We start from the raw sequence: 22,817 nt of genomic DNA on the forward strand, positions 1-22,817 counted from the left end.
CAAAATAGCAAGAGAGCCGTGGCTAGCCCGGCTCTCTTGTGATGCAGAATGGATCAGCTGCGACGGCGGCCGCGACGACCACGGCGTTCAGACCCTGCGTCGCTGCCTTCTTCGGTTCCGTCATTGGCCGAGGTGAAGGGGCCGAGGACCTCGACGATCTGTTCCAGCGTGGGGCGGTCACCGCGCGGGCGGCTGTCCAGTGCTTCACGCATTTTGCGCAGATGATCGGGCATGGTGCCACAGCAACCACCGATGATTTTTGCGCCGGCGTCGCGGGCCAGCACGGCATATTCGCCCATCAGTTCCGGTGTGCCATCGTAATGGATATGACCGTCGACATATTTCGGAATGCCTGCATTGCCCTTGGAGATGATCGGGCGTTCGGTGCCCTGCGCGGCAAAGCCCAGCACGGTGCGCAGAATGTCAGAGGCGCCGGTGCCGCAATTCGCCCCAAAGGCCAGAGGCGGCACATCGTAATCTTCGACGAGTTTGGCAAGATCGGCTGACGTCACACCCATCATGGTGCGGCCTGCGGTGTCAAAGCTCATGGTGCCGCACCACGGCATATCGGCCAGTTTGAACGCTTCGGCGGCGGCGGCGAATTCTTCGGGTGCGGAGATCGTCTCCAGCCACAGCACATCAACGCCGCCTTCCTTGAGCGCATCGGCCTGTTCATGGAACATTTCCACTGCCAGTGCGTGGCTCAATTCGCCAACGGGCTGCATGATTTCGCCAGTGGGGCCCACGGAACCGGCAACAGCGATCTTGCGCTCGGATTTGTCTGCAACATCGCGGCCAAGTTCCGCAGCAACGCGGTTCAACTCTCGCACGCGGCCCTGCGCGTCGTGCAGTTTCAGGCGCGCTGCGGTGCCGCCAAAGCTGTTGGTCAGGAACAGATCGCTGCCCGCGTCGACAGAGCCTTTATAGAGCGCTTTGATTTTTTCCGGCTCATCCGTGTTCCACAATTCGGGCGCGTCCCCGGATTGCAGTCCCATGTTGAACAGGTTGGTGCCCGTTGCGCCATCCGCCAGAAGCACCTCACGGCTTTCCAGAAGCTCAAGGAAACTATTGCTCATGCTCTTATCCACTTGCCATATCCGCACGGAGGGCGCGCAGGCCCTGTTAGGATGGTCCCTTTGTCATGCGGTCCATTTTGCCGCAACTGTATTTTCAGCGACATCAGCATGATTCTCAAATCCCGGCATGTTCGCCTGCGGCATCTCAACCTCCGGGCGCGCCGGACGGTGCACAAGCCGGGTCATTTCGGCAATAGCGAGCGCCATCTGCGGCCAAGTGGGGGCGGCGATGTAACGAGGTTCCCACTTTGGGGCAAAGCAGGATTTGAACTGACGTAACCCACCATCAAAACGCTGACTGAAACGGTGATCCGGCACCGCAGCGAGGGAGAGGCGGCGTACCCCGGCATCGCGGGCAGCATCAATCGCGGCGCAGATAAGCGCGTGCCCGGTGCCGTCGGGGGCACCGGGCAGTTGGCGCACCAGATCAAGACACCATTCATCGGCGGCACGGTGAAAGGTCATAAAGCCCACCAGCCGGTCCTCAAGCCAAGCCAGACAGGTCATCTGGATGGAAACATAACCGGGTTCGAATTGTCCCATGGTGGTGCCGCGTGCGGCGCCGTGCTGGCGTGTCCAAGCCTCATCGACCTCTGCCATCTGTACCAGTGGCAGGCTGCTCCATGCGGGCTCAACACGCAGGCCGGATTTTTCCGCATGGCGGAGTTTGCGGCGGAGCTGGCGAAATTTCGACCCGTTCACCGAAAACTCTGCGGGATAGAGGATGGCGTCTTGCGCTACTTTCAAGACTTTCCAGCCCTGTTTTTTCGCCGCAAGTGCAGTGCGCGCGCTGCATTTATAAAAACAGGCGGCTGTGTTTCTGGCACGAGCATGGGCGCGAAGCGCATCTGGAATCTCGCCGCGTCGCCCGCTGATCGGGTCAAACAGCACCGCCGAGATCTGAGGGGTGTCGAGCATGGCCACCTGATTGAGGCCAAACGCCATGACATGACCGCCGTTCTGCAGGATAACCCCAGTTTCCGCCTGAGGTCGCACGAAGGGCTGGCTGGCGGCGGGGCGCACGTCGCTGCCGAGGTAGTCATCCTCCGCGTGATCCGGCAGGGGTAGCCCGCGGCGCATCAGGTTTGGCCAGAGCAACACCACACCGGCCAGCGCGGCCGGTAGCGCGTAATAGACCGCGCGAAAGGCCAAAAGACCTGCGACCAGAATGGCGGGATCTGCGCCGGGAAGGAGCGTGAGCATCGCAAGCTCCAGCGGACCTGCGCCACCAGGCGAAGACGAGATAATCGCCAGGCCAAGCGCGAGAAAATAAGCTGGAAGCATTACTCCAAGACCGATGTCATGACCCAGAGGCAAGAGCAGCCAGAGTGCAACCCCGGCAAAGGTAACATCCATCAACGTCCAGAGGGCGAGCGCAAAAATGGCCTGTAGTGAGGGAAGGCGAAGCCGAAGCCCGCGTATACGCCACTCTGGGTGCAAAAAACACAGCCCACACGCAACTGTCGAAACCAGCAAAATGCCCGCTCCAGACGCTCGCATTCCCAATGACGGTCCAACGAGCAGCAAAGAGAGACCGCAAATCACGGCAAGGGCCGTCATAAAGGTGATGCCGACAAAACCAGTGAGCTGCGCAGATTGCAGCGGATTGAGCTGCGGTAGCAGACGCCAGCGCGCAAACGAGCCGGAAAAAAGACCAAAGCCCACCGCTTGTGAAAACGCAATGGACGCCATGCCCGCGCGCCGCGCCGTGGGGTCATCGACACCGGTGCGGAGGTGACGATGCGCCACGGCATCATAGCGCCCAAGGGCCCAAAAGCTCAGAACCGTGGCGCCTAGCGCGCCGATCCAATGGGGCGCAGGGACCTGACCCAACAGGATGAACAGGTCATGTATATGCGGCAGATCCGCCTGTCTGGTAAGGGCGAAGAGGCAGCCTGCCATAATGATCAATGGCGTGACCACCCGCAGAGAGTTTGCTACGGTTTGCTTGCGTCGGGCGCGTGTCGGCATGTCTAGCTTCCGCCATTCTTCGCGGGCGCGGCACAGGTTCAGGCGTGCCGCACCTGCCGGTTCAGGGTCAGACGGACATGCCCCTAAGTGCGAATGAACGGGCAGCCAGTCGTGGTCAGGTATCCTTGTGGGAGAGTTCTTCTGCCACCTGCATCATCAGTTCCGTCATCTTGTCCCGGATCGCTGCGCGCTCGACCTTGCCATCAAGATCATCTGCCAGCTTTCTCAAAACATCCTCGTCGCCCGGTTCATCCAGGTCGGCGATCACAACGGTCTGGGCATAGGCTTCTGCCGCTTCATCCCTGTGCCCCAAGATATCTGCAGCCCAGAGGCCGAGTAACTTGTTGCGACGCGCCTCGGCGCGGAACCTCAGTTCCGCGTCATGCGCAAACTTATTTTCAAACGCCTTCTCGCGGTCGTCAAAGGTCGTCATCTGTTGTCCTCCCCAAAGCTGTGGACCCGTGGGGCGTAAACAGATCACACATTCGCCCCGGAGCTTAGGGTAGCACATCAAGACAGCAAGGTGCTGTCACATCTGTGAAAGGGTGCGGCGTGCCATTCTGTGCACTGATACCGCGTCCCCGGGTCCCACCACGGGAGGCCGGACATCCGTAGACATCCGTATGTGGTTGAAGCTAAATTAGCACTGGTTCTTGAATAAAGCGTCAACGCAAAGGGCGAAAGCGCAGTCGAATTTGGACATCTGGGGCGGAATTGCGTTCATTTTGCGCATTTTGCATAGGTTCCACAAAATTGCGGCTGTGTGGGGCGGTGATCGCTCTGCGCTGTGCTTGCGGGATCAGGCCCCTTGCACTATGAGAGCGCTACGGATCGGGGCAGATTCCCGGTGGTCCATACCGAAAGGCTCTCCATGGCGCGGCGCAAAAAGATTTACGAAGGCAAGGCAAAAACCCTCTATGAAGGGCCTGAACCGGGCACGATCGTCCAGTACTTCAAGGATGATGCCACGGCCTTTAACGCCGAAAAACACGACGTGATCGAGGGCAAAGGGGTGTTGAACAACATCCTGAGTGAATTCTTCATGCTGGGTCTGGGTCAGATCGGTGTGCCGACGCACTTCTTGAAACGGCTCAACATGCGCGAACAGCTGGTGCGCTCCTGCGAGATTATCCCGCTGGAAATCATTGTGCGCAACTATGCAGCCGGATCGCTGTGCAAACGTCTGGGCATTGATGAGGGCACACAGTTGCCGCGTCCCATCGTTGAATATTGCTATAAGGACGATGCGCTTGGGGATCCGCTGGTCACCGAAGAGCATATCGCGGCCTTTGGCTGGGCCAGTCAGCAGGACATGGATGACATCCTGTCGCTGGCGCTGCGGGTGAATGACTTCTTGTCTGGTGTGATGCTTGCCGTGGGTATCCGACTGGTCGACTTTAAAATCGAGATCGGTCGCGTTTATGACGGTGATTTCCAGCGCCTTGTGGTGGCTGATGAGATCAGCCCCGACAGCTGCCGCCTGTGGGATATTAAGACCGGCCAAAAACTCGACAAGGACGTGTTCCGCCGCGATCTTGGCAGCCTCACGGATGCCTATACCGAGGTCGCCCGCCGTCTGGGCGTCATGCCGAACAATCCGCCAGCGCCGGGTAAGCCCCAGCTGGTGAACTAAGAGATTTCGCCCGCAAGGTCTGCTCAGCCGGTCTTGCGGGTTTTTCAATAGCGCAACAGGGCAGGGCGCTGATGCTCCCGCCCGCAGGAACTTGAGGAAAGACGCGATGAAAGCACGGGTGCATGTGATGCTGAAGAACGGGGTTCTCGATCCGCAAGGAGAGGCCGTTCGTCACGCGCTTGGCGCGCTTGGCTTTGACAAGGTCGAAGGCGTGCGTCAGGGCAAGGTCATCGATCTGGAGCTGGCCGAGGGTGCCACCGAGGCCGATGTGACCGAGATGTGCGAAAAGCTGCTCGCCAACACCGTGATCGAATCCTACAGCGTCGAGATCCAGTGATGAAGGCTGCCGTCGTCGTTTTCCCCGGTTCCAACTGCGACCGTGACCTTGCCGTGGCCTTTGAACAGGCCGGTTTCGACGTCTCAATGGTGTGGCACAAGGACAGCCAACTGCCCGAAGGCGTGGACATCGTCGGCGTTCCCGGTGGCTTTTCCTATGGTGACTACCTGCGCTGCGGTGCGATCGCGGCGCAGTCGCCGATCTGCAAGGCCGTGGTCGATCACGCCGAGCGCGGCGGATATGCGCTGGGTGTCTGCAACGGGTTTCAGATCCTGACCGAGACCGGTGTTCTGCCGGGGGCGCTGTTGCGCAATGCGGGACTGAAGTACATTTGCAAGACCGTGGACCTTACTGTTGCGACCTCGGACAGTGCCTTCACCCAAGGCTACAACGCCGGTGATGTGATTGGTGTGCCGATTGCGCATCACGACGGCAACTACTACGCCGATGAGGCCACCGTGCAGGCGCTGAAGGATCAAGACCGGATCGCCTTTACCTATGTGGACAATCCCAACGGCTCTGTCGCGGATATTGCGGGAATCCTGTCGGAAAACCGCCGCGTGCTTGGTATGATGCCCCACCCGGAACGGGCGGCGGATGACGGCCATGGCGGTACCGATGGTGCGGCGATGTTCCGCGCATTGTCCGGACTTCTGACCGAGGCCTGACTTGAGCCTCAGGGGCGGTAAACCTAGTGTTGCGTCATGACTGCCCCTGAGGAACCCTCCGGCCAAAAGCCGCGTGCGCCATCTGAGCGCCCTGACAAACGCACAGCACCGCGTTCGCGCACCATTTCTTGGCGCGTGCGTTTTGCGTTGGTGGCGTTTATGGCCGTTGCAGGTGCAACTGTGTGGTTCACCAACTCCACGCTGACCCATAGCTTTACCGAAACCACGCGTAACCGGGCAGAGCTGCGGTTGGCGCTGTATTCTGGCAACCTTGTCAGTGAGTTACGCCGCCACGCGATTGTGCCGCAGCTTTTGTCGCGCGATCAGGCTTTGATCTCGGCGTTACAGAGCCAGGACTTTTCTCTGTCCACTCAGCGGCTCATTTCCTTTGTTGACGAAATCGGCGCGGCCTCAATCACATTGATGGACCGGGACGGGCGCACGGTTGCTGCGACGGATCGCATTCGGCTGGGAGAGATTTATCGCAACTCTCCCTTCTTTGTGGAGGCGATCCGTTCGAACTCCACCGTGTTTTCTGTGATCCCGCGCGAGGTGCGTGGGTATCAGTTCACCTATTCGCGCCGTTTGGTCGACAGCAGCGGCACCCTTGGCGCGATTATGGTCGAGGTCGATCTGCAAAAGTTCGAACGCGCATGGGCCGGTATTTCCGATGCGGTCATGGTGGCTGACAGCACGGGTAAGGTGGTGATGGCGACCGAGGCACGCTGGCGCGGTCTGTCGGAAGCGGAGGCGCTCAAGGAACAAACACCAGAGGGGGCTATTCAGCGTGCTATTCGTGCAACTGCTGACTGGACCGCGCTGCCGACGGATGTCTACCTGCAGGGCGAGGCCGTGATGCGGCTGGAGACGCGCGTGCCGTTTCAGGGCTGGCGGATGATGTCCTACACCACTTATGATTCGATCCGAGAGCAGGTGAACGCAGTAATTGCGCTCGAAATCATGGGCTTCGCGATCCTTCTGGCGTTGGCCTTCTATGCGCTGAGCCGCAAGACCGCGCTCAGGATGGCATTGTTCCAGCGCGAGTCGGCGGAGCTTCGCGTGTTGAACACGCGCCTACAGCGAGAAATTGCCGAACGCGAGCGGGTGCAAGAGACCCTTGCCGTGGCCGAACAGAGCCTCGCGCAAAGCTCAAAACTGGCCGCATTGGGCGAGATGTCTGCGGCGGTCAGTCACGAGCTTAATCAACCGCTTGCAGCTATGAAAACATACCTCGCCGGGGCGCGACTGTTGTTGCAGCGCAACCGCCCGGACGAGGCGCTGTCCTCCTTTGGGCGGATTGATGATCTCATTGAGCGCATGGGGGCGATCACCCGCCAGCTTAAGTCCTATGCGCGCAAGGGCGGTGACGCGTTCAGCCCTGTAAACATGGGCGATGCGCTGGCCTCCAGCCTGTCGATGATGGAACCGCAGCTGCGCCAGCGTCATGTGCAAATTACCCGTATACTTCCAGATGAACCGGTCTATGTGATGGCAGACCGGATGCGGTTGGAGCAGGTGATGGTGAACCTCTTGCGCAATGCGCTGGATGCCACCAAATCCGTCGAGGAACCCGAGGTGGAGATTATTCTCGCAGCCGGGGAAACCGCGACATTGACCGTGCGGGACAATGGTGACGGCATTCAGGACTTCGACAGCCTGTTTGAGCCGTTTTATACAACCAAGCAACCCGGTGACGGTGTTGGTCTTGGGCTTGCTATCTCCTCGGGGATCGTGAACGACCTAGGCGGTCGCCTCACGGCCCGCAACTCCGAGGCGGGTGGCGCGGTGTTTGAAATGCAACTGCCGATCCTTGTGGACGGCATCGAGGCCGCTGAGTAAGCGGCACGACCTGGAGGGCAACTTATGGCACAGGCCATGAAAATTGCGATTGTGGATGATGAACAGGACATGCGTCAGTCGATCAGCCAGTGGCTGGCACTGTCTGGCTATGACACTGAGACCTTTGCCAGCGCTGAAGACGCGCTAAAGGCGCTGGGGCCGGATTATCCGGGCATCGTGATTTCCGACATCAAGATGCCGGGCATGGACGGGATGCAGTTCCTGAAGAAGCTGATGGGATCGGACAGCTCCCTGCCGGTGATCATGATTACTGGTCACGGCGATGTGCCGATGGCGGTCGAAGCGATGCGCGTCGGCGCCTTCGACTTCCTTGAAAAGCCGTTCAATCCGGATCGCATGTCAGAACTGGCAAAACGCGCAACCGGTGCACGTCGTCTGACGCTCGACACCCGCGCGTTGCGGCGTGAATTGTCCGATGGCGGCCAGATCATGAAGAAACTCATCGGCACCAGCCCGGTGATGGACCGTCTGCGCGAGGATATCCTTGATCTCGGCCAAGCCGACGGCCATGTGCTGATCGACGGCGAAACTGGTACCGGCAAGACTTTGGTGGCCCATGCGCTGCATGCTGTGGGCAGCCGGGCAGGCAAGAAATTCGTGCTGGTGTCCTGTGCCGCGCTCGAAGAAGAGGCGCTCGCCAAACGCCTGTTCGGCCCGATGCAGCCCGAAGACAGCATGCTCCCCGCCGTGGAAGAGGCCCGTGGTGGCACGCTGGTGCTTGAGGATGTCGAGGCGCTGAGTGAGCCTTTGCAAGCCAAGCTCTTGAGTTTCATCAATGAGCAGGGCATTCCGGGCGAGACGCGCATCATCGCGATCTCCAACCTGCAAGAGGCAGGTAAAACCTCCGAGGATGTGCTGCGTGCCGATCTCTTCTACCGTCTGGCCGCTTTGCGGATCACTGTTCCGCCACTGCGGCAGCGTGGCGAGGATATACTGACGCTCTTCACGCGTCTCTCAGAACAATTCTCCGAGGAATACGGCTGTGACGCGCCACAAGTGACCGCGCAGGAAGCGGCGCAGCTGTTGCAGGCGCCCTGGCCGGGCAACGTGCGTCAGCTGATCAATGTGGCGGAACGCGCAGTGCTGCAATCGCGGCGCGGCTCCGGCACCATTGCCTCGCTGTTGATGAGCGATCACGAAGACATGCAGCCGGTGATGACGACCGAGGGCAAACCGCTCAAGGAATATGTCGAAGCCTTTGAACGTATGTTGATCGACAACACCATGCGTCGCCACAAAGGCTCCATTGCGTCGGTCATGGATGAGCTGTGCCTGCCGCGCCGGACGCTGAATGAAAAGATGGCGAAATACGGCCTGCAGCGCTCGGACTATCTCGGCTGATGCCTGCGGCCTATCTCTTTGATATGGATGGGCTGCTCCTTGATACGGAGCAGCTCACTCTGGATGCGTTTCTCGATTGCGCGCCAGAGTTTGATTTAGATCCCAAAGCGATGCGCCCCTTCTTTATGGGGTTGATTGGCACCGCCAAAGCACAGGGCGAGCAGATGGTGCGCGACTTCATCGGCCCTGATCGCGATTTCGTGGCATTGGATCAGGCGTGGCAACACCACAGCCACAAACGCATGGCCAAGGGAGTTCCGGTTAAACCAACCGTCACTGACACTCTCAAAACCTTGCACGCAGAGGGCCATGCGATGGCTGTGGTGACCTCGACCTTGGGCGACAAAGCGCGTCATCATCTTGATCGCGCCGGGCTGCTGCCCTGTTTTCGCGCCGTGATCGGTGGGGATGAGGTGCGGGCGAATAAACCCGACCCCGCACCATATCTGCAGGGTGCAGACACGCTTGGGGTGGCAGCAGAGCAATGCGCGGCATTTGAAGATAGTGATCTTGGCATCACTGCAGCGGCGCGAGCTGGATGTTTTGCGGTGCAGATCCCGGATTTACGCCCTGCATCGCGGGCGTTTCCTGAGGTAGGTCAGCGATTTGCACCAACTCTCAAGGACGCAGTCGCGGCTGCACGCGCGCACTTCGGGCAGCAAAGGACACGGCTCGACTTGACGAATTGATGCCGGTTGACCGGCCTTTTTGCGTCAAAACGTCGGAAAGGCTGCGCTTGTTAACCTTGCCTTTGAAATTTGCACCGATGGATGGAAAACACCATTCACAGGGGTCTGGGCGTAGAATGCCCATTGTCATTACCTATCCACAGGCCTTATGCTGAATGAATGAACACTGCATCTACAGGTGTTCACACATGAGATTTTCTGCCCTCATGTCCGGCCGGCTTAAGCCGGGGCGCGAGTGGCAGACCAGATCGTCTCGCAGATTGCGAGGCAGAAGAGTGCCTGCTTTGACGCGGCCGCAACCCGGTCAGATCAAAGAGGAAATAACGGGCAGGGATCGGGATACCCCCACCTGTCGGAGAAGAACCGCGATGACGCGCGCGAGACTATTGAGCACAAACGCAGGCTTTCCGCACATATGCCGGAAATCCCTTTCGTGCATCTCTTGGTCCGCCACGCAGTCGAATATCGCCCTGACAAGACACCACCCACAACATGCGCGTCCACCCGGACCCGGCGCGGGATCAGGGGCAATCGCCTCGCGTCCCATGCGCCCCGACCGGCGGCGGCCTGTGCTGGCATGGTGCAATCTAAGGACTAATGGCGAAGAAAATGCTGATCGACGCCACCCACGCGGAAGAAACCCGCGTTGTGGTGGTGGATGGAAACAAAGTTGAGGAATTTGACTTTGAATCTGAAAACAAACGCCAGCTGGCTGGCAATATTTACCTCGCAAAAGTAACCCGCGTCGAACCTTCGCTGCAGGCGGCTTTTGTAGACTATGGCGGAAACCGCCATGGTTTCCTCGCGTTTTCCGAAATTCACCCGGATTATTACCAGATCCCCGTTGCGGACCGAGAGGCCCTGATGGAGGAAGAGCGCGCCTATGCCGAGGCGATGCGCGCACGGGACGAAGAAGACGAGGACCCAAAACCCAAGCGCCGCACGCGCTCGCGCAGCAAGACCCGCGCTGAGAAAGCCAAGACTGCTGATGCGGTAGAGACCAAGGAAGTCGCGGCCTCCAACGGTGAAATCTCCGGCATGGAGACCATCGACCTGAGCGACGACACTACCGATTTGGCAGAGGTGCCAGAGGCGACCTCGCCGATGGAAACCGTCGCCGAAACTCCGGTCGAAGAACCCAAGGGTGAAGATCAGGCCAGCGACAGCCAAACTGTCGAAGCGCAGGGTGACGACACTATTGTCGACGCGCCTGAAGTTGAAAGTGTGATTGCTGATGCTGCCGAAGAGGCAGAAGAGACCTCCTCTGAGGATGAGGCGGACGACAGCGATGACGAAAACGCTGAGGCAACCGAGGCCAAAGATAGCTCGTCCGATGCCGCTGACAAAGATGATAGCATCGAGTCGGTTGCCGATGACGATGATCAGGAAGATATTCGCCCGCCGCGCAAACCGCGCCCTAAGCGTTACAAAATCCAAGAAGTCATCAAGGTTCGTCAGGTTCTCTTGGTGCAGGTCGTAAAAGAAGAGCGCGGCAACAAGGGTGCAGCACTGACCACCTATTTGTCGCTGGCCGGTCGCTACTGCGTATTGATGCCCAATACCGCACGTGGTGGTGGCATCTCCCGCAAGATCACCAATGCCGTCGACCGCAAAAAGCTAAAAGAGATCGCTGCAGAGCTGGACGTGCCGACTGGCGCGGGTCTCATCGTGCGCACCGCTGGAGCCAAACGCACCAAGGCGGAGATCAAGCGCGACTATGAATACCTGCAGCGTATGTGGGAGCAGATCCGCGAACTGACGCTGAAATCCATCGCGCCAGCGAAGATCTATGAAGAAGGCGACCTGATCAAACGCTCGATCCGCGATCTTTATAACCGTGAGATCGACGAGGTTCTGGTCGAAGGCGAACGCGGCTACCGCATCGCCAAGGACTTCATGAAGATGATCATGCCGTCCCACGCCAAGAACGTGAAAAACTACCAAGATCAGTTGCCGCTTTTTGCGCGCTATCAGGTGGAAAGCTACCTCGGCGGGATGTTCAATCCGACCGTGCAGCTGAAATCCGGTGGCTATATCGTGATCGGTGTGACCGAAGCGCTGGTGGCCATCGACGTGAACTCGGGTCGGGCGACCAAGGAAGCCTCGATTGAGGAAACCGCGCTGAAGACGAACCTTGAGGCCGCCGAAGAGGTGGCGCGTCAGCTGCGTCTGCGTGACCTGGCCGGTCTGATTGTCATCGACTTTATCGACATGGATGAGCGCAAGAACAACGCCGCCGTCGAAAAGCGTATGAAAGACAAGCTGAAGACTGATCGCGCCCGCATTCAGGTGGGTCGCATTTCGGGTTTTGGTCTGATGGAAATGTCGCGCCAGCGTCTGCGCCCTGGTATGATCGAGGCGACCACCGCGCCGTGCCCGCATTGCCACGGTACTGGCCTGATCCGTTCGGATGACAGCATGGCGCTGTCGATCCTGCGCCAGATCGAGGAAGAGGGCACCCGCCGTCGCTCTCGTGAGGTGTTGGTGAAATGCCCGGTGGATATTGCCAACTACCTGATGAACCAAAAGCGCGAGCATATCGCGCAGATCGAAGCCCGGTATGGTCTGTCGGTCCGTATCGAAGGCGATGTGACACTGGTCAGCCCCGATTTCTCGCTTGAGAAGTTCAAAACCGCCTCGCGCGCGATCCCGGCGGTGACTGCGCCTGTGGTATCTGTCGATGCATCCATCATGGATCAGATCGATGCGATTGAAGAGGTTGCGGAAGAGGTCGAAGAGGCCCCCACTGCAGCACCTGTCGAGACGGAAGAGACAGAAGGCGAAAGCAAACCCAAGCGCAAGCGTCGTCGTCGTCGTCGCAAGAAGTCTGGCAACGGTGAGAACGGTCAGGACAATGGCGACAATAGCGCCGCAGAGTCCGAGACGTCTGATGAGAGCAAGGACGCTGAGACCGGTGGCGAAGCAGAGGTGAAAGCTGAACCCTCCGCAGATGGTGCTGCTGAGGTCGAAGGTGAAACTGAGGCCGAGCCGAAGAAAAAGAAAACCCGCACCCGGACCCGTAGCCGTTCGCGCAAGAAGGTAGAACCTGAGGCGGAACAGACAACTGAGGCGCCCGCAGACAGCGAAGCGCCCCAAGCAGCAGATGCGGTAGCAGAAGCCCCCGCTGATGAGGTCGCAAAGGTTGCCGTGGCCGAAGAGGCACCAGCTGCTGAGACGCCGAAGGCGGAACCTGCGCCAGAACCCGAGGTTGAAACACCTGCGATTGCGGATGCAGAAGTTGATCAGGCAGAGCAAGCGTCAGAAACAGCTGAAGCGGAAGTGGCGAAGGATGACGCTCCTGTCGCAAACGCTGCCGAGGACGCACCTGCCGAGGAACCTGCTGAAGAGGCCACGCCGGAGCCCGAGCCGGAGCTGGTTGTGGCAGAACCTGAACCGCAGCAGCCTGCAAAGCCTAAGCGCCGCGGCTGGTGGTCGGCAGGCCGCTAAGGCCACAGGTCAGAACAAACAGAAAGGCGGCCCGCACCGGGCCGCCTTTTCTTATTGCAGATCCCAAACGCGGCCAATGGACTGCGTCAGAGTGACACGCCGTTTGTCAGGCCGCGCCTTTTCGGATCAGGTAAATCTGGTACGCGCCGCTTTCCTCCATGCCTAAAAACCCGTGTCCGGCTTCGGCGCAGAAATGCGGCACATCAATGATAGCCGCCGGATCATCGGCCAAAATGCGCAATACACCGCCCTCCGGAAGAGGCTCAAGACGTTTGCGGGCTTTTAGTACGGGCAGGGGGCAGAGGAGGCCGATGGCGTCCAGCGTGGCGTCAAAATCTGTCATACCTTCCGAGATAAGCCCCGTGTTACAGCCTGTCCACAAGGATGTGACATGCCGTGCAGGTGACGCCGCTGATGGCTTCGACTATGCAGACGATATGTTTGGAATCGAGATCATCGACGCGAGCCTTTTGCCCGCCATGTTCGTGGCCCTTGTCGGGGGCATCGTCAGCTTTTTGAGCCCCTGCGTGCTGCCGATTGTGCCGCCCTATCTGGCTTATATGAGCGGTGTCACCATTGGTGAGATACAAGGCACGGCAGCAGCCCGGCGCAAGGCGATCTTGGCGGCGCTGTTCTTTGTGATGGGGCTGTCGACGGTGTTCCTGCTGTTGGGGTTCACGGCGTCGGCGTTTGGGGCATTTGTGCTGCAAAATCAGGAGCTTTTCGCTAAAGCCTCGGGCGTGGTGGTTATCGTGTTCGGGCTGCATTTCCTGTCCATATTCCGTATTCCGCTCCTTGATCGTGAAGCACGCATGGAGACGGGTGAGACCGGCGGTTCGGCGCTTGGGGCCTATGTTCTTGGGTTGGCCTTTGCCTTTGGCTGGACGCCGTGTATTGGCCCGCAACTTGGCGCGATCCTGTCGCTTGCCGCATCTGAGGCCTCCGTCAGCCGGGGGACGATCCTGCTCGGCGTCTATGCGTTGGGGCTTGGGGTGCCATTCCTGTTGGCAGCGGTTTTCCTCAACCGCTCCATGGCGCTGATGAACCGCATCAAACGTCACATGGGATTGATTGAGAAACTGATGGGCGGGTTGCTGTTGCTTGTTGGATTTATGCTGGTGACGGGATTGTTCACCAGCTTCTCCTTCTGGCTGCTGGAAACCTTCCCCGCGCTTGCCACACTCGGCTGATCCGCTGCACGCACCGTCTTACGCTGCGTGCAAAGCTGCGCTAGGCTCATGGTCAAAAGATCGGGGCAAGAAGATCGGGCATGAGCAGCAACTCCAGCACAAGACCGGTGCGCCGGCGTCGGGTGTTCTACATTCCGGGTTATGATCCGTTCCACCCGCGCCGGTATCGCGAGCTTTATCGCAGCGAAGGCGCAGAACAGGCGCAGATTTCCGGCTATGCTCTATCGCTCAGCCCCAAGACGACCGGGGGGCCATTTGGCTGGCACGTCTCGGCCGAGATAGAGGGCGAGCGGGTCGAGACGGATATGGAGGTTCTGGTCTGGTCGGACCTCGTTAAACACAGCATGAACAGCTCTATTGTTGCAACCTATTGGCAGCTTCTGCGTACGGCTTGGATCTACATCGGCTCCGGTGCCTTGTGGCGCCTGATGCATTTGCGCAAAGGACCTGTGATCGCGGCACTCTATCCGGTGGTGATCCTGCTGCTTCAGGCTGGACTTGCGGCGCTGCTCGGGGCCGGGGTGGCATCTGGGCTAGGGGCTCTGGCGGGGCTTGTGGTGGTGCCGGAATTGGTACTGCGCGCCGCGCAGATTATCGCAGGCGCAGGCGCGGCTGTGGCGCTTTTGGTGGCGTTCAAATCCCGCGACAATAAGCTCTTCGTCTATTATCTGATGCATGACTACGCCTATTCTGCGGGCCTGCGCGGCGCTGTTCCGGCAGAGCTTGAGGCCCGCATGCAGGCGTTCACCGCTGCCATTCGCACCGCACTGGAAGAGGACGCGGTGGATGAGGTTCTGGTTGTGGGGCATTCGTCGGGGGCGCATATTGGCGTCTCTGTGCTGGCGGATCTTCTGCACGCGGACCTGCCGGAGGACCGCCCCGACTTGAGTTTTCTCACGCTGGGGCAGGTGGTGCCGATGGTATCCTTCCTGCCGCGTGCCACGCGCCTGCGCCGGGATTTGCAAGAGATGTCAGAGCAAGAATTGACCCCCTGGTATGATGTCACCGCCCCCGGCGACGGCTGCGCCTTTGCGCTTTGTGATCCTGTTGCGGTGACGGGCGTCGCCACACAAGCGCAGCGCTGGCCCATCGTGTTTTCTGCAGCCTTCACCCAGACGCTCAGTCCCGCGCGTTGGAAGGCATTGGAACGGCGCTATTTTCGGCTGCATTTCCAGTACCTCTGCGCGTTCGACCAGCCCAAGGATTACGACTATTTTCGCATCACTGCCGGGCCGTTGACCCTTGGCGAGCGGTTGCGAGACCGCGGGCATTCTCGGTCACGACTTTCCGAACCTGTGAGCGGGTATCGCTCCATGAGTGAAAGATGAGCAGGCTGCCCCCCAAACCCCCGGCACGTCCGGACAAGGTCTCGCTCTGGCGGTATCTGAAGCTGTTTCGCGCCGATATCCTGTCAGCCCAGCCGCAGCGGCTTTATCGCGCGTGGATGGCTGAGTTTCGCACACCGTTCTTTCGCTCCTTTCTGGTGAACCAGCCGGAGCTTCTGGACGTGCTGTTAAAGCAGCGACCGGATGATTTTCCAAAATCTGATCGCGTGGGCGAGGGGCTGAGGCCGCTTTTGGGCAACTCCGTCTTTCTGACCAATGGGGAAACATGGAAACGGCAACGGCGCATCATTGATCCGGCATTCGAGGGCGGGCGGCTGCGCGAGACGTTTCCCGCGATGCATGCCGCAGCCGAGGCTGGTGTTGCGCGCCTGTTGCCGCGCGCGGATGGCACCCCGCTGGAGATTGAGGCCGAGACCTCGCATATTGCGGCAGATGTGATCTTTCGAACCCTGTTTTCCATCCAGATCGAACATGAGGTGGCTTCTGAGGTCTTTGCCCGCTTTCGCGCCTATCAGCAGGCGCAACCGATCCTGAATCTTGCGGCCTTCGTGCCCGTGCCGCGCTGGATGCCGCGTTTCTATCCCAAAGGCACGCGCACAAATGCCGCCCACATCCGCCGCCTGATCTCTGATCTGACACACGCGCGTCTGGCCGAGATCGAGGCCGGAACCGCCCCCGATGACCTCGCCACCAAGATCATGACGACGCGTGACCCGGACACGGGCGTTGGCTTTGATGCCGAGGAAATGGTCGATCAGGTGGCGATTTTCTTTTTGGCGGGGCATGAAACCAGCGCGTCGGCGCTGGGGTGGGCGCTCTATTTGATGGCGCTTTATCCAGAGTGGCAGGAAAAGCTGGCGGCAGAGGTCGCGGACCATGGCACTGGGGATTTTGCGGCGGTGTCTCGATTGCGCCTGACGCGGGATGTGTTTCGCGAGACCCTGCGCCTCTATCCGCCGGTGCCGATGATGGTGCGTGAGGCGCAATGCCCGGAGAGGTTCCGCGACCGTGAGGTGCCAAAAGGATCGCAAATGGTGCTGAGCCCGTGGCACCTGCACCGGCACGAACGGCTGTGGGAGCGACCGGATGACTTTGATCCCGGTCGCTGGCAGACCGAGAATGGCAAGACCTGCGCGCGGAACGCCTATATGCCATTCTCAGCGGGGGCGCGGGTCTGCACAGGCGCGGGATTTGCGATGGTGGAGGGTGTTTTGATCCTCGCCCAGTTGCTGCACCGTTTTCGCGTTGAGCGCGTAGAAGGACGCGACCCGCAGCCTGTTGCCCATCTGACAGTGCGCTCGCGCAATGGGATCTGGCTGCGCCTCACAGAGCGCTAGCCCGCAGCCTCGGCCTTCAGCGCCATGAGCACATAAAGGCGAATAGCAGAGGCCAGACCGCAATCTGTGCCGCGCTTTTCGTCAATGTCGGCCGCCAGTTCATTGATGGCGCGCCCCTCTGCCGCGGCAAGGCGTCGGAATTCAGCCCAGAAAGCATCCTCCAGAGAAACAGAGGTCCGGTGACCGCGCAGGGTCAAAGAGCGTTTTTTAGGCCGTTCGCCAATCATCATATAATCTCATGCTATCAATAGACGTGCTTCTTGCACGCTGACAGAGGGGTAGCAAGTCGGCCCGTAAGCGCTGAGACTCGTTTCCAACTCTGGAAAAATCTGAAAAAGCTCTTGCCGTACATGCGTTTGTGATGCGGTTAAGACCCACTCGCCGGGATGGTAGCTTTCGGAGTAAAGCCCGTCGGTTTCAATAACTTCATGCTGGTCGAACATCAGGTGCACATATGTAATCGGCGCGCAGCTTTGATCCTGATACACGGTGCCCCCGTTTACCAGCCCTTTGGCAGGGGCGAGGATGGCATGGCTCGCAAACAATAAATGGCTCATGTGGGTTTCGATCAGGATGCGATGCTGCGGAGAGACTTTGAACCTGCGCTTTGGGCAACCGGGGCCAAGCGCATCGCGTTCAAACACAATCGGCGCAAGATGCGGGTTCTTTTGTAGATCGAAACGCGAGAGCCTGCGCCGGTAAATCCAGCGCACCGTTTGATAGCCCCGGTCGCGCGTCAGCACTTGATCGCCGATATTGAGCTTGCGAATGCGACGTAGACCCTCGGGTGTTGTCACCTGCGCGTTTGGCGTGAAGCAGACAACCGTTGCGCCTTCGATATCCGAATAAGACCCGGCATCGGTTTCGTCTTCGCCGACGTATTGCCAATATTTATATCGGTTGTACCCGGTGAGCTCGTCATCATTGATGACATTGTGGGTCTCGTAGCTGTAATTTACATTTCTCGAAAGTGGCGTCGTCGGCAAATAGCCAATAAATTCACCACCGCTTTCCAATGCATATAGTGTGATTTGACTGCCATCATCGCCGGTGAGGACGATCTGGTTTTCGGCATAAATACGATCATTGTAGATGTAATCTCCATCCACACGCGCCAGTGTGCTGCCGTCGCTTTCATAGACGGTTCCACGTTGATTAGTATCCGCGCCGCGTTCGTCCCGCGTAAAATCGCCATCGAGGGTGTTGTCATTATCTGAAATAGACACCACTCGGCGATCTGTATCAGGGTCGACGTCTGAACTAAGCCTCACGGAGCCACCGGAAAAACTCAGGGCGTCCGCCGTGTAGACGAAATAGCGATGGGTGGGCATGCCTGAGCCGCCTCCGTAATATTCTACTGCTCGGCGCTCAGTTTTTTGGCGCGCTTTTGATGGGCAATTATGCGCGCCCAGTCAAAAAAGGTAAAGAAATTGCTAACAAAAATAATTGTGAGGGCATGATTGGGTGAAAACGCGTGAAGTCGTGTTTTCGCTAATCGTCGATTTTATGCCCATCCAGACGGTCTTTTGTGATCCGTTTTGCGGCTTTGTCTAACTCTTTCTGGTCTTTGGTGCGACCAAATTTCACAGCGTTTTGGTCAGCGCGGGCCTTTTTCTCAGCCCGCGCCTTTTCTTTTCGAAACCGGTTTAGATTGACCGGCTTTGCCATCACTTGGCCTTTGGACCGATCATTTGCTCGGGGCGGACAACCTTGTCGAAGGTCTCTTCGTCCACAAAACCGAGTTTGACCGCCTCTTCCTTCAGGGTGGTGCCGTTCTTATGGGCGGTCTTTGCCACGGCTGTCGCGTTGTCGTAACCGATGGTCGGGGCCAATGCGGTCACCAGCATCAGGCTTTCCTTCATCAGCTTATCGATACGCGGCTCGTTGGCCTTGATGCCATTGAGCATCCGCTCGGTGAAGCTGTCCGCAGCATCACCCAGAAGCTGAATGGACTGCAGCAGGTTATAGGACATCATCGGGTTGTAGACGTTCAGTTCAAAGTGACCTTGAGAGCCCGCAAATTTGATCGCGGCGTCGTTGCCCATGACGTGCGCTGCCACCTGTGTGAGCGCCTCGGCCTGGGTTGGGTTCACCTTGCCCGGCATGATCGAGGAGCCGGGTTCGTTTTCAGGCAGGATCAACTCGCCCAGACCAGAGCGCGGGCCGGAGCCCAGGAACCGGATGTCGTTGGCGATCTTGTAGCAGCTGCCAGCAATGGTCGCGAGGGCGCCCGAGAGGAACACCATCGCGTCATGTGCGGCCAATGCTTCGAACTTGTTGGGCGCGGTCACGAAGGGCAGGCCGGTGATTTCGGCCATATTTGCAGCGACTTCCTCGCCCCAGCCTTCCACGGTGTTGAGACCGGTGCCAACTGCGGTGCCGCCCTGTGCCAGTTCATAGATGCCGGGCATTGCCGCCTCGACCCGTGCCAGACCCTGACGGATCTGATGCGCGTAGCCGCCAAATTCCTGACCCAGTGTCAGCGGCGTGGCGTCCTGCGTATGGGTGCGGCCGATCTTGATGATGTCTTTGAATTCCGCTGCCTTGGCTTCCAGCCCTTCGGCCAGTTTGGTCAGGCCCGGCACCAGCACGTCACGCACTGACATCGCAGTGGCGATGTGCATTGCGGTCGGGAAAGTGTCGTTAGAGGACTGGCCCATGTTGCAGTGGTCGTTCGGGTGCACCGGATCCTTGGAGCCGATCACGCCGCCGAGGATTTCGATCGCGCGGTTGGCGATCACCTCGTTGGAGTTCATGTTGGACTGGGTGCCAGAGCCGGTTTGCCAGACCACCAGCGGGAAGTTGTCATCGAATTTGCCCTCAATCACCTCACCTGCAGCCTGAATAACGGCATCGCCGATTTTTGCGTCCAGCTTGCCGGAGGCCTTATTGGCCATGGCGCAGGCTTGCTTGATCACGCCAAGCGCGCGCACGATGGCGACGGGCTGTTTTTCCCACCCAATCGGGAAGTTCATGATCGAACGCTGAGTCTGTGCCCCCCAGTATTTTTCGGAAGGGACCTCAAGCGGGCCAAAGCTGTCGGTTTCGGTGCGGGTGTTCGACATTGTGTCTGTCTCCGTCGCTGGTTCGGCCACTTGGATATCGCAAGTGGTATACTGATGTATGCCGTGTACCCGCGCGGGCGGCCTGACGCAATTGTTCTGCGCCACCTGACCGATCTTACGGGTCCTCAGCGGCTGGTATACTGTCCCAATTCCGCAAGTGCCATTGCCAGTTTGGGTAAGATGCATAGATTACACCAAAAGAGAGTCGTCAGACCGTGTCCCCAACAGGAGTTCGAAACCAAGATATGCGCAGCATCACCCTCAGCCAGCTTCGGTCTATGCCTGACACCTCCCGTTTGACCCTGTGGTGTCTTGTGATGCTGTCGGCATTGTTCCTGAGCGTTCAGAGCGCTTTTTGCGCGGAAACGCTCAACCGGTTTGTCGGATCTTATTCCGGGAGCGCCGAGGTTGAGCAAATCGACGGTACGGTCGAGCAACGCGATATGAGTGTCGCCATTCGCGAAACCTATAAAGGGTTCGAGGTGCAGTGGAGCACGGCCATCCGGCGCGCGGATGGCGATGCAAAAACCAAGAGCTACAAGATCGAATTTATTCCGTCAGAGCGCGACGGGGTTTTTTCCGCTGCGATGCAGACAAATGTGTTTGGGCATACGGTTCAGATGAACCCCATGAAGGGGGAGCCGTTCGTCTGGGCGCGCGTGATTGGTGACACGCTGACGATCTTCTCGCTCTATGTGGCCGAAAACGGCGATTACCTGATGCAGCAATATGATCGCACCGTGGCAGACGGCGGATTGGAACTGGATTTCTCGTTACACCGCAATGGGATGCCTTCGCGCAAGGTTTCGACATTTCTGACCAGAGATTGATCTGAACGCGCGTTGCGACGACATAAGAACGGCGCCGCCGAGATATCGGGGGCGCCGCTGCAACTTCTGATGCCGTGCTAGGGGCGACAGCCTATTTGCGAAAGCTGTCCAGAGACACCACATCCGCATCTTTCTTCGCGGCAGGGGCGTCGTCTTCATCCTCATCATCGGGCAAATCGCTCGCCACCTCTACGGGGGCCAGATCTTCATCGTCATCCTCGCCAGTGCTTTCAAAGCGCAGGCCAAACTCGACAGATGGGTCGACGAAAGTCTTGATCGCGTCATAGGGAATATAGAGCGGCTCGGGCGCGTCGCCAAAATTCAGCGTCACGGAGAAGCCCTCGTCGGTGACGTTCAGATTGTCGAACCAATGCTGCATGACCACGGTCATCTCACCGGGATAACGGTCAGACAGCCAATCGGCCAGTTCGGCATCCGGGTGTGAGGTATCAAACGTGATGAAGAAGTGATGAGCTCCGGGCAGGCCATTGGCCGCAACATCGTCCAGGACGTTGCGGATCAGGCCACGCATGGCACGATGCATCAGGTTTCCATAGTCGATCTGACGGGACATCGCCTCACCTTTTGTAGTTGGGGGTGCGGCGTTGACAACATGGTTTGAGGCCACACCCTATCCCCTCCAGTTTTGGACCTATTTTGAAGGCATTGCAAGACAAGCTAGCGGTCTTTAGCCGACCGTGAAGCCAGCGGCAATCAGGCCGAGACTGGCCATTGCCGCCAGCAACCACAGGATGCGCCCGCGCAAGGCCAACGCAACAAACGGTGCCAAAGCAACGAGGGCGAGGGCCGGGACATTGAGGCTTTGAATGTCCGGCGCAGGGAGCGTGACAGGCCCGAGCATCACAGAGGTCTGCTTTTGAAACAACAAGTGCAACAAGAACCACACAGAGAGGTTAAGCATCATCCCCGCGACAGCCGCAGTAATGGCCTGAAGCGCGCCGCGCAAACGGGGCTGATGTGTCAGTCGTTCCACAAACGGAGCTGTCGCAAAAATCCATAAAAAACAGGGTGTGAAGGTCGCCCATAACGCCACAGCGCCTGCCGCGAGCGCCAACATCGCACCGCCCACTTCAGCCCCTGCAAGCATTGCAACGAACTGGGTCACCAGTACCAGAGGGCCGGGCGTGGTTTCTGCCAGACCGAGGGCATCAATCATCTGACCTGTTGTGATCCAGCCATGCTCGCTGACCACCGTCTGGGTCATATAGGCAAGCACCGCATAAGCGCCCCCGAAGGTGACAACCGCAAGTTTAGCAAAGAACCAGCCAATTGTGGCCAGAAAGTCGGCTCCGATCAGTGAGAGACCGAGGAGGGGGAGCAGCCACAGCGCGCTCCACAACACAATGACTCGCCAGTGATTGGGGCCAACGGGCTGCACTGGTGGTGGGGTGTCGGTCGTCTCTGCACTCTGAAATAGTCCGATAATCCCCGCCCCCAGAACCACAACCGGGAAGGGGAGGTTGAGTGCAAATATTGCCACGAATCCGGTTAATGCGAGCAGCCAAGCTCCGGTTGATTTGAGTGCTTTTCGAGAAATGCGCCAGAGTGCCTGCACGACAATCACCACAACGGCTGCTTTGATGCCGAGAAAGGCCGATTGTACCGCCGGCAGAGTGCCAAAGGCCACATAGAGCCAGACCAATATGGAAATGACGAAGGCGCCGGGCAGGATGAACAAACTCCCTGCCAAAAGCCCACCGCCGATGCCGCGCAACCGCCAACCGGTATAGGTGGCCAGTTGCATGGCTTCTGGTCCGGGCAGCAGCATACAAAACGACAAGCCGCGCAGGAATTGCTCTTCGCTGAGCCAGTCGCGGCGATCGACCAATTCACGATGCATCAGCGCGATTTGTGCCGCGGGACCGCCGAAACTCAGCAGACCAATGAGGCCGAAACAGTGAAACAAAACCCACCAGGAAGGCGAGGTGGGATGCGAGGTTGCGGTCTTTGACATCACGGCTGCCCGGTTGCTTTCACCTTTGCCCTTTTATCAAAGCCCAGCAATA

At 58.8% G+C, this 22,817-nt stretch carries 21 protein-coding genes; 11 read left to right on the plus strand and 10 right to left on the minus strand.

The annotated features are described in order from the left end of the window. Nucleotides 1–53: 53 nt before the first annotated feature. The 3 genes from bmt to QNI81_RS05810 all read right to left on the minus strand — a co-directional run bounded on the left by bmt (nucleotide 54) and on the right by QNI81_RS05810 (nucleotide 3,480). Nucleotides 54–1,076 carry a betaine--homocysteine S-methyltransferase gene (gene bmt / locus QNI81_RS05800; RefSeq protein WP_168577630.1) on the minus strand — a complete coding sequence of 341 codons (1,023 nt, stop codon included), beginning with the start codon at nucleotides 1,074–1,076 and terminating at the stop codon, nucleotides 54–56. 63 nt (nucleotides 1,077–1,139) lie between these two features. Further along, the gene (locus tag QNI81_RS05805) at nucleotides 1,140–3,047 is read right to left on the minus strand and encodes a phosphatidylglycerol lysyltransferase domain-containing protein (RefSeq protein WP_283967668.1); all 1,908 of its coding nucleotides are present in this window, start codon (nucleotides 3,045–3,047) and stop codon (nucleotides 1,140–1,142) included. A gap of 115 nt (nucleotides 3,048–3,162) precedes the next feature. Continuing rightward, on the minus strand, nucleotides 3,163–3,480 hold the full coding sequence (locus QNI81_RS05810) for a DUF1476 domain-containing protein (RefSeq protein ID WP_009176930.1): 318 nt from the start codon (nucleotides 3,478–3,480) through the stop codon (nucleotides 3,163–3,165). A 438-nt stretch (nucleotides 3,481–3,918) separates the two neighbouring features. Between QNI81_RS05810 and purC the strand changes: the two genes are divergently transcribed. The 7 genes from purC to QNI81_RS05845 all read left to right on the plus strand — a co-directional run bounded on the left by purC (nucleotide 3,919) and on the right by QNI81_RS05845 (nucleotide 13,022). Next, complete coding sequence (gene purC / locus QNI81_RS05815) at nucleotides 3,919–4,680, plus strand: phosphoribosylaminoimidazolesuccinocarboxamide synthase (RefSeq protein ID WP_005607038.1); 762 nt, start codon at nucleotides 3,919–3,921, stop codon at nucleotides 4,678–4,680. A gap of 106 nt (nucleotides 4,681–4,786) precedes the next feature. Then, on the plus strand, nucleotides 4,787–5,017 hold the full coding sequence (gene purS / locus QNI81_RS05820; protein WP_005607046.1) for a phosphoribosylformylglycinamidine synthase subunit PurS: 231 nt from the start codon (nucleotides 4,787–4,789) through the stop codon (nucleotides 5,015–5,017). Beyond that, nucleotides 5,017–5,685: a phosphoribosylformylglycinamidine synthase subunit PurQ gene (purQ, locus tag QNI81_RS05825; RefSeq protein WP_065321927.1), complete on the plus strand. Its 669-nt coding sequence runs from the start codon at nucleotides 5,017–5,019 to the stop codon at nucleotides 5,683–5,685. Before purS ends, purQ begins: the two co-directional genes overlap by 1 nt. 36 nt (nucleotides 5,686–5,721) lie before the next feature. After that, on the plus strand, nucleotides 5,722–7,524 hold the full coding sequence (locus QNI81_RS05830; protein ID WP_502999212.1) for a sensor histidine kinase: 1,803 nt from the start codon (nucleotides 5,722–5,724) through the stop codon (nucleotides 7,522–7,524). A 24-nt stretch (nucleotides 7,525–7,548) separates the two neighbouring features. Beyond that, nucleotides 7,549–8,886: a sigma-54-dependent transcriptional regulator gene (locus QNI81_RS05835; RefSeq protein WP_005607057.1), complete on the plus strand. Its 1,338-nt coding sequence runs from the start codon at nucleotides 7,549–7,551 to the stop codon at nucleotides 8,884–8,886. Further along, nucleotides 8,886–9,575 (plus strand): HAD family hydrolase, encoded by a 690-nt coding sequence (locus QNI81_RS05840; protein WP_283967669.1) that lies wholly within the window; start codon nucleotides 8,886–8,888, stop codon nucleotides 9,573–9,575. Before QNI81_RS05835 ends, QNI81_RS05840 begins: the two co-directional genes overlap by 1 nt. A 597-nt stretch (nucleotides 9,576–10,172) precedes the next feature. Continuing rightward, nucleotides 10,173–13,022 carry an Rne/Rng family ribonuclease gene (locus QNI81_RS05845; RefSeq protein WP_283967670.1) on the plus strand — a complete coding sequence of 950 codons (2,850 nt, stop codon included), beginning with the start codon at nucleotides 10,173–10,175 and terminating at the stop codon, nucleotides 13,020–13,022. 106 nt (nucleotides 13,023–13,128) lie between these two features. Here the strand turns inward: QNI81_RS05845 and QNI81_RS05850 are convergent, their stop codons facing one another. Then, nucleotides 13,129–13,365: a sulfurtransferase TusA family protein gene (locus QNI81_RS05850; RefSeq protein WP_283967671.1), complete on the minus strand. Its 237-nt coding sequence runs from the start codon at nucleotides 13,363–13,365 to the stop codon at nucleotides 13,129–13,131. Between the two features lie 94 nt (nucleotides 13,366–13,459). Here QNI81_RS05850 and QNI81_RS05855 point away from each other — a divergent pair, with 94 nt between their 5' ends. The 3 genes from QNI81_RS05855 (at nucleotide 13,460) to QNI81_RS05865 (ending at nucleotide 16,895) form a co-directional block, all read left to right on the plus strand. After that, nucleotides 13,460–14,212, plus strand: a complete 753-nt coding sequence (locus QNI81_RS05855) for a cytochrome c biogenesis CcdA family protein (RefSeq protein WP_283967869.1) — start codon at nucleotides 13,460–13,462, stop codon at nucleotides 14,210–14,212. An 80-nt stretch (nucleotides 14,213–14,292) separates the two neighbouring features. Further along, nucleotides 14,293–15,540, plus strand: coding sequence for a hypothetical protein (locus tag QNI81_RS05860; RefSeq protein ID WP_283967672.1), 1,248 nt, complete (start codon nucleotides 14,293–14,295; stop codon nucleotides 15,538–15,540). Continuing rightward, a complete protein-coding gene (locus tag QNI81_RS05865; RefSeq protein WP_283967673.1) occupies nucleotides 15,537–16,895 on the plus strand; it encodes a cytochrome P450 in 1,359 nt (452 codons plus the stop codon). The genes QNI81_RS05860 and QNI81_RS05865 overlap by 4 nt, the downstream gene beginning before the upstream one ends. Here the strand turns inward: QNI81_RS05865 and QNI81_RS05870 are convergent. The 4 genes from QNI81_RS05870 to fumC all read right to left on the minus strand — a co-directional run bounded on the left by QNI81_RS05870 (nucleotide 16,892) and on the right by fumC (nucleotide 19,960). Then, on the minus strand, nucleotides 16,892–17,125 hold the full coding sequence (locus QNI81_RS05870) for a ribbon-helix-helix domain-containing protein (protein WP_283967674.1): 234 nt from the start codon (nucleotides 17,123–17,125) through the stop codon (nucleotides 16,892–16,894). The genes QNI81_RS05865 and QNI81_RS05870 overlap by 4 nt on opposite strands. A 6-nt stretch (nucleotides 17,126–17,131) precedes the next feature. After that, a complete protein-coding gene (locus tag QNI81_RS05875; protein WP_283967675.1) occupies nucleotides 17,132–18,226 on the minus strand; it encodes a Hint domain-containing protein in 1,095 nt (364 codons plus the stop codon). 160 nt (nucleotides 18,227–18,386) lie between these two features. Then, the gene (locus QNI81_RS05880; RefSeq protein ID WP_283967676.1) at nucleotides 18,387–18,563 is read right to left on the minus strand and encodes a DUF4169 family protein; all 177 of its coding nucleotides are present in this window, start codon (nucleotides 18,561–18,563) and stop codon (nucleotides 18,387–18,389) included. Beyond that, nucleotides 18,563–19,960, minus strand: a complete 1,398-nt coding sequence (gene fumC / locus QNI81_RS05885; protein WP_283967677.1) for a class II fumarate hydratase — start codon at nucleotides 19,958–19,960, stop codon at nucleotides 18,563–18,565. Before fumC ends, QNI81_RS05880 begins: the two co-directional genes overlap by 1 nt. A 245-nt stretch (nucleotides 19,961–20,205) precedes the next feature. Here fumC and QNI81_RS05890 point away from each other — a divergent pair, with 245 nt between their 5' ends. Then, on the plus strand, nucleotides 20,206–20,790 hold the full coding sequence (locus tag QNI81_RS05890) for a hypothetical protein (protein ID WP_283967678.1): 585 nt from the start codon (nucleotides 20,206–20,208) through the stop codon (nucleotides 20,788–20,790). Nucleotides 20,791–20,881: 91 nt separating this feature from the next. On the opposite strand, the gene QNI81_RS05895 is transcribed toward QNI81_RS05890, so the two are convergent. After that, on the minus strand, nucleotides 20,882–21,364 hold the full coding sequence (locus tag QNI81_RS05895; RefSeq protein ID WP_005606136.1) for an SspB family protein: 483 nt from the start codon (nucleotides 21,362–21,364) through the stop codon (nucleotides 20,882–20,884). Between the two features lie 114 nt (nucleotides 21,365–21,478). Then, nucleotides 21,479–22,765: a chromate efflux transporter gene (gene chrA / locus QNI81_RS05900; RefSeq protein WP_283967679.1), complete on the minus strand. Its 1,287-nt coding sequence runs from the start codon at nucleotides 22,763–22,765 to the stop codon at nucleotides 21,479–21,481. Nucleotides 22,766–22,817 lie beyond the last annotated feature (52 nt).

Origin of the sequence: Tritonibacter sp. AK171 (assembly GCF_030127025.1) — a bacterium.
GTDB lineage: Bacteria > Pseudomonadota > Alphaproteobacteria > Rhodobacterales > Rhodobacteraceae > Epibacterium > Epibacterium mobile.

Excerpts from the sequence above, each read along its gene's own strand:
- bmt (WP_168577630.1), bottom strand. The coding sequence starts at position 1,076 with ATGAGCAATAGTTTCCTTGAGCTTCTGGAAAGCCGTGAGGTGCTTCTG.
- QNI81_RS05805 (WP_283967668.1), bottom strand. The coding sequence starts at position 3,047 with ATGCCGACACGCGCCCGACGCAAGCAAACCGTAGCAAACTCTCTGCGG.
- QNI81_RS05810 (WP_009176930.1), bottom strand. The coding sequence starts at position 3,480 with ATGACGACCTTTGACGACCGCGAGAAGGCGTTTGAAAATAAGTTTGCG.
- purC (WP_005607038.1), top strand. The coding sequence starts at position 3,919 with ATGGCGCGGCGCAAAAAGATTTACGAAGGCAAGGCAAAAACCCTCTAT.
- purS (WP_005607046.1), top strand. The coding sequence starts at position 4,787 with ATGAAAGCACGGGTGCATGTGATGCTGAAGAACGGGGTTCTCGATCCG.
- purQ (WP_065321927.1), top strand. The coding sequence starts at position 5,017 with ATGAAGGCTGCCGTCGTCGTTTTCCCCGGTTCCAACTGCGACCGTGAC.
- QNI81_RS05830 (WP_502999212.1), top strand. The coding sequence starts at position 5,722 with ATGACTGCCCCTGAGGAACCCTCCGGCCAAAAGCCGCGTGCGCCATCT.
- QNI81_RS05835 (WP_005607057.1), top strand. The coding sequence starts at position 7,549 with ATGGCACAGGCCATGAAAATTGCGATTGTGGATGATGAACAGGACATG.
- QNI81_RS05840 (WP_283967669.1), top strand. The coding sequence starts at position 8,886 with ATGCCTGCGGCCTATCTCTTTGATATGGATGGGCTGCTCCTTGATACG.
- QNI81_RS05845 (WP_283967670.1), top strand. The coding sequence starts at position 10,173 with ATGGCGAAGAAAATGCTGATCGACGCCACCCACGCGGAAGAAACCCGC.
- QNI81_RS05850 (WP_283967671.1), bottom strand. The coding sequence starts at position 13,365 with ATGACAGATTTTGACGCCACGCTGGACGCCATCGGCCTCCTCTGCCCC.
- QNI81_RS05855 (WP_283967869.1), top strand. The coding sequence starts at position 13,460 with ATGTTTGGAATCGAGATCATCGACGCGAGCCTTTTGCCCGCCATGTTC.
- QNI81_RS05860 (WP_283967672.1), top strand. The coding sequence starts at position 14,293 with ATGAGCAGCAACTCCAGCACAAGACCGGTGCGCCGGCGTCGGGTGTTC.
- QNI81_RS05865 (WP_283967673.1), top strand. The coding sequence starts at position 15,537 with ATGAGCAGGCTGCCCCCCAAACCCCCGGCACGTCCGGACAAGGTCTCG.
- QNI81_RS05870 (WP_283967674.1), bottom strand. The coding sequence starts at position 17,125 with ATGATGATTGGCGAACGGCCTAAAAAACGCTCTTTGACCCTGCGCGGT.
- QNI81_RS05875 (WP_283967675.1), bottom strand. The coding sequence starts at position 18,226 with ATGCCCACCCATCGCTATTTCGTCTACACGGCGGACGCCCTGAGTTTT.
- QNI81_RS05880 (WP_283967676.1), bottom strand. The coding sequence starts at position 18,563 with ATGGCAAAGCCGGTCAATCTAAACCGGTTTCGAAAAGAAAAGGCGCGG.
- fumC (WP_283967677.1), bottom strand. The coding sequence starts at position 19,960 with ATGTCGAACACCCGCACCGAAACCGACAGCTTTGGCCCGCTTGAGGTC.
- QNI81_RS05890 (WP_283967678.1), top strand. The coding sequence starts at position 20,206 with ATGCGCAGCATCACCCTCAGCCAGCTTCGGTCTATGCCTGACACCTCC.
- QNI81_RS05895 (WP_005606136.1), bottom strand. The coding sequence starts at position 21,364 with ATGTCCCGTCAGATCGACTATGGAAACCTGATGCATCGTGCCATGCGT.
- chrA (WP_283967679.1), bottom strand. The coding sequence starts at position 22,765 with ATGTCAAAGACCGCAACCTCGCATCCCACCTCGCCTTCCTGGTGGGTT.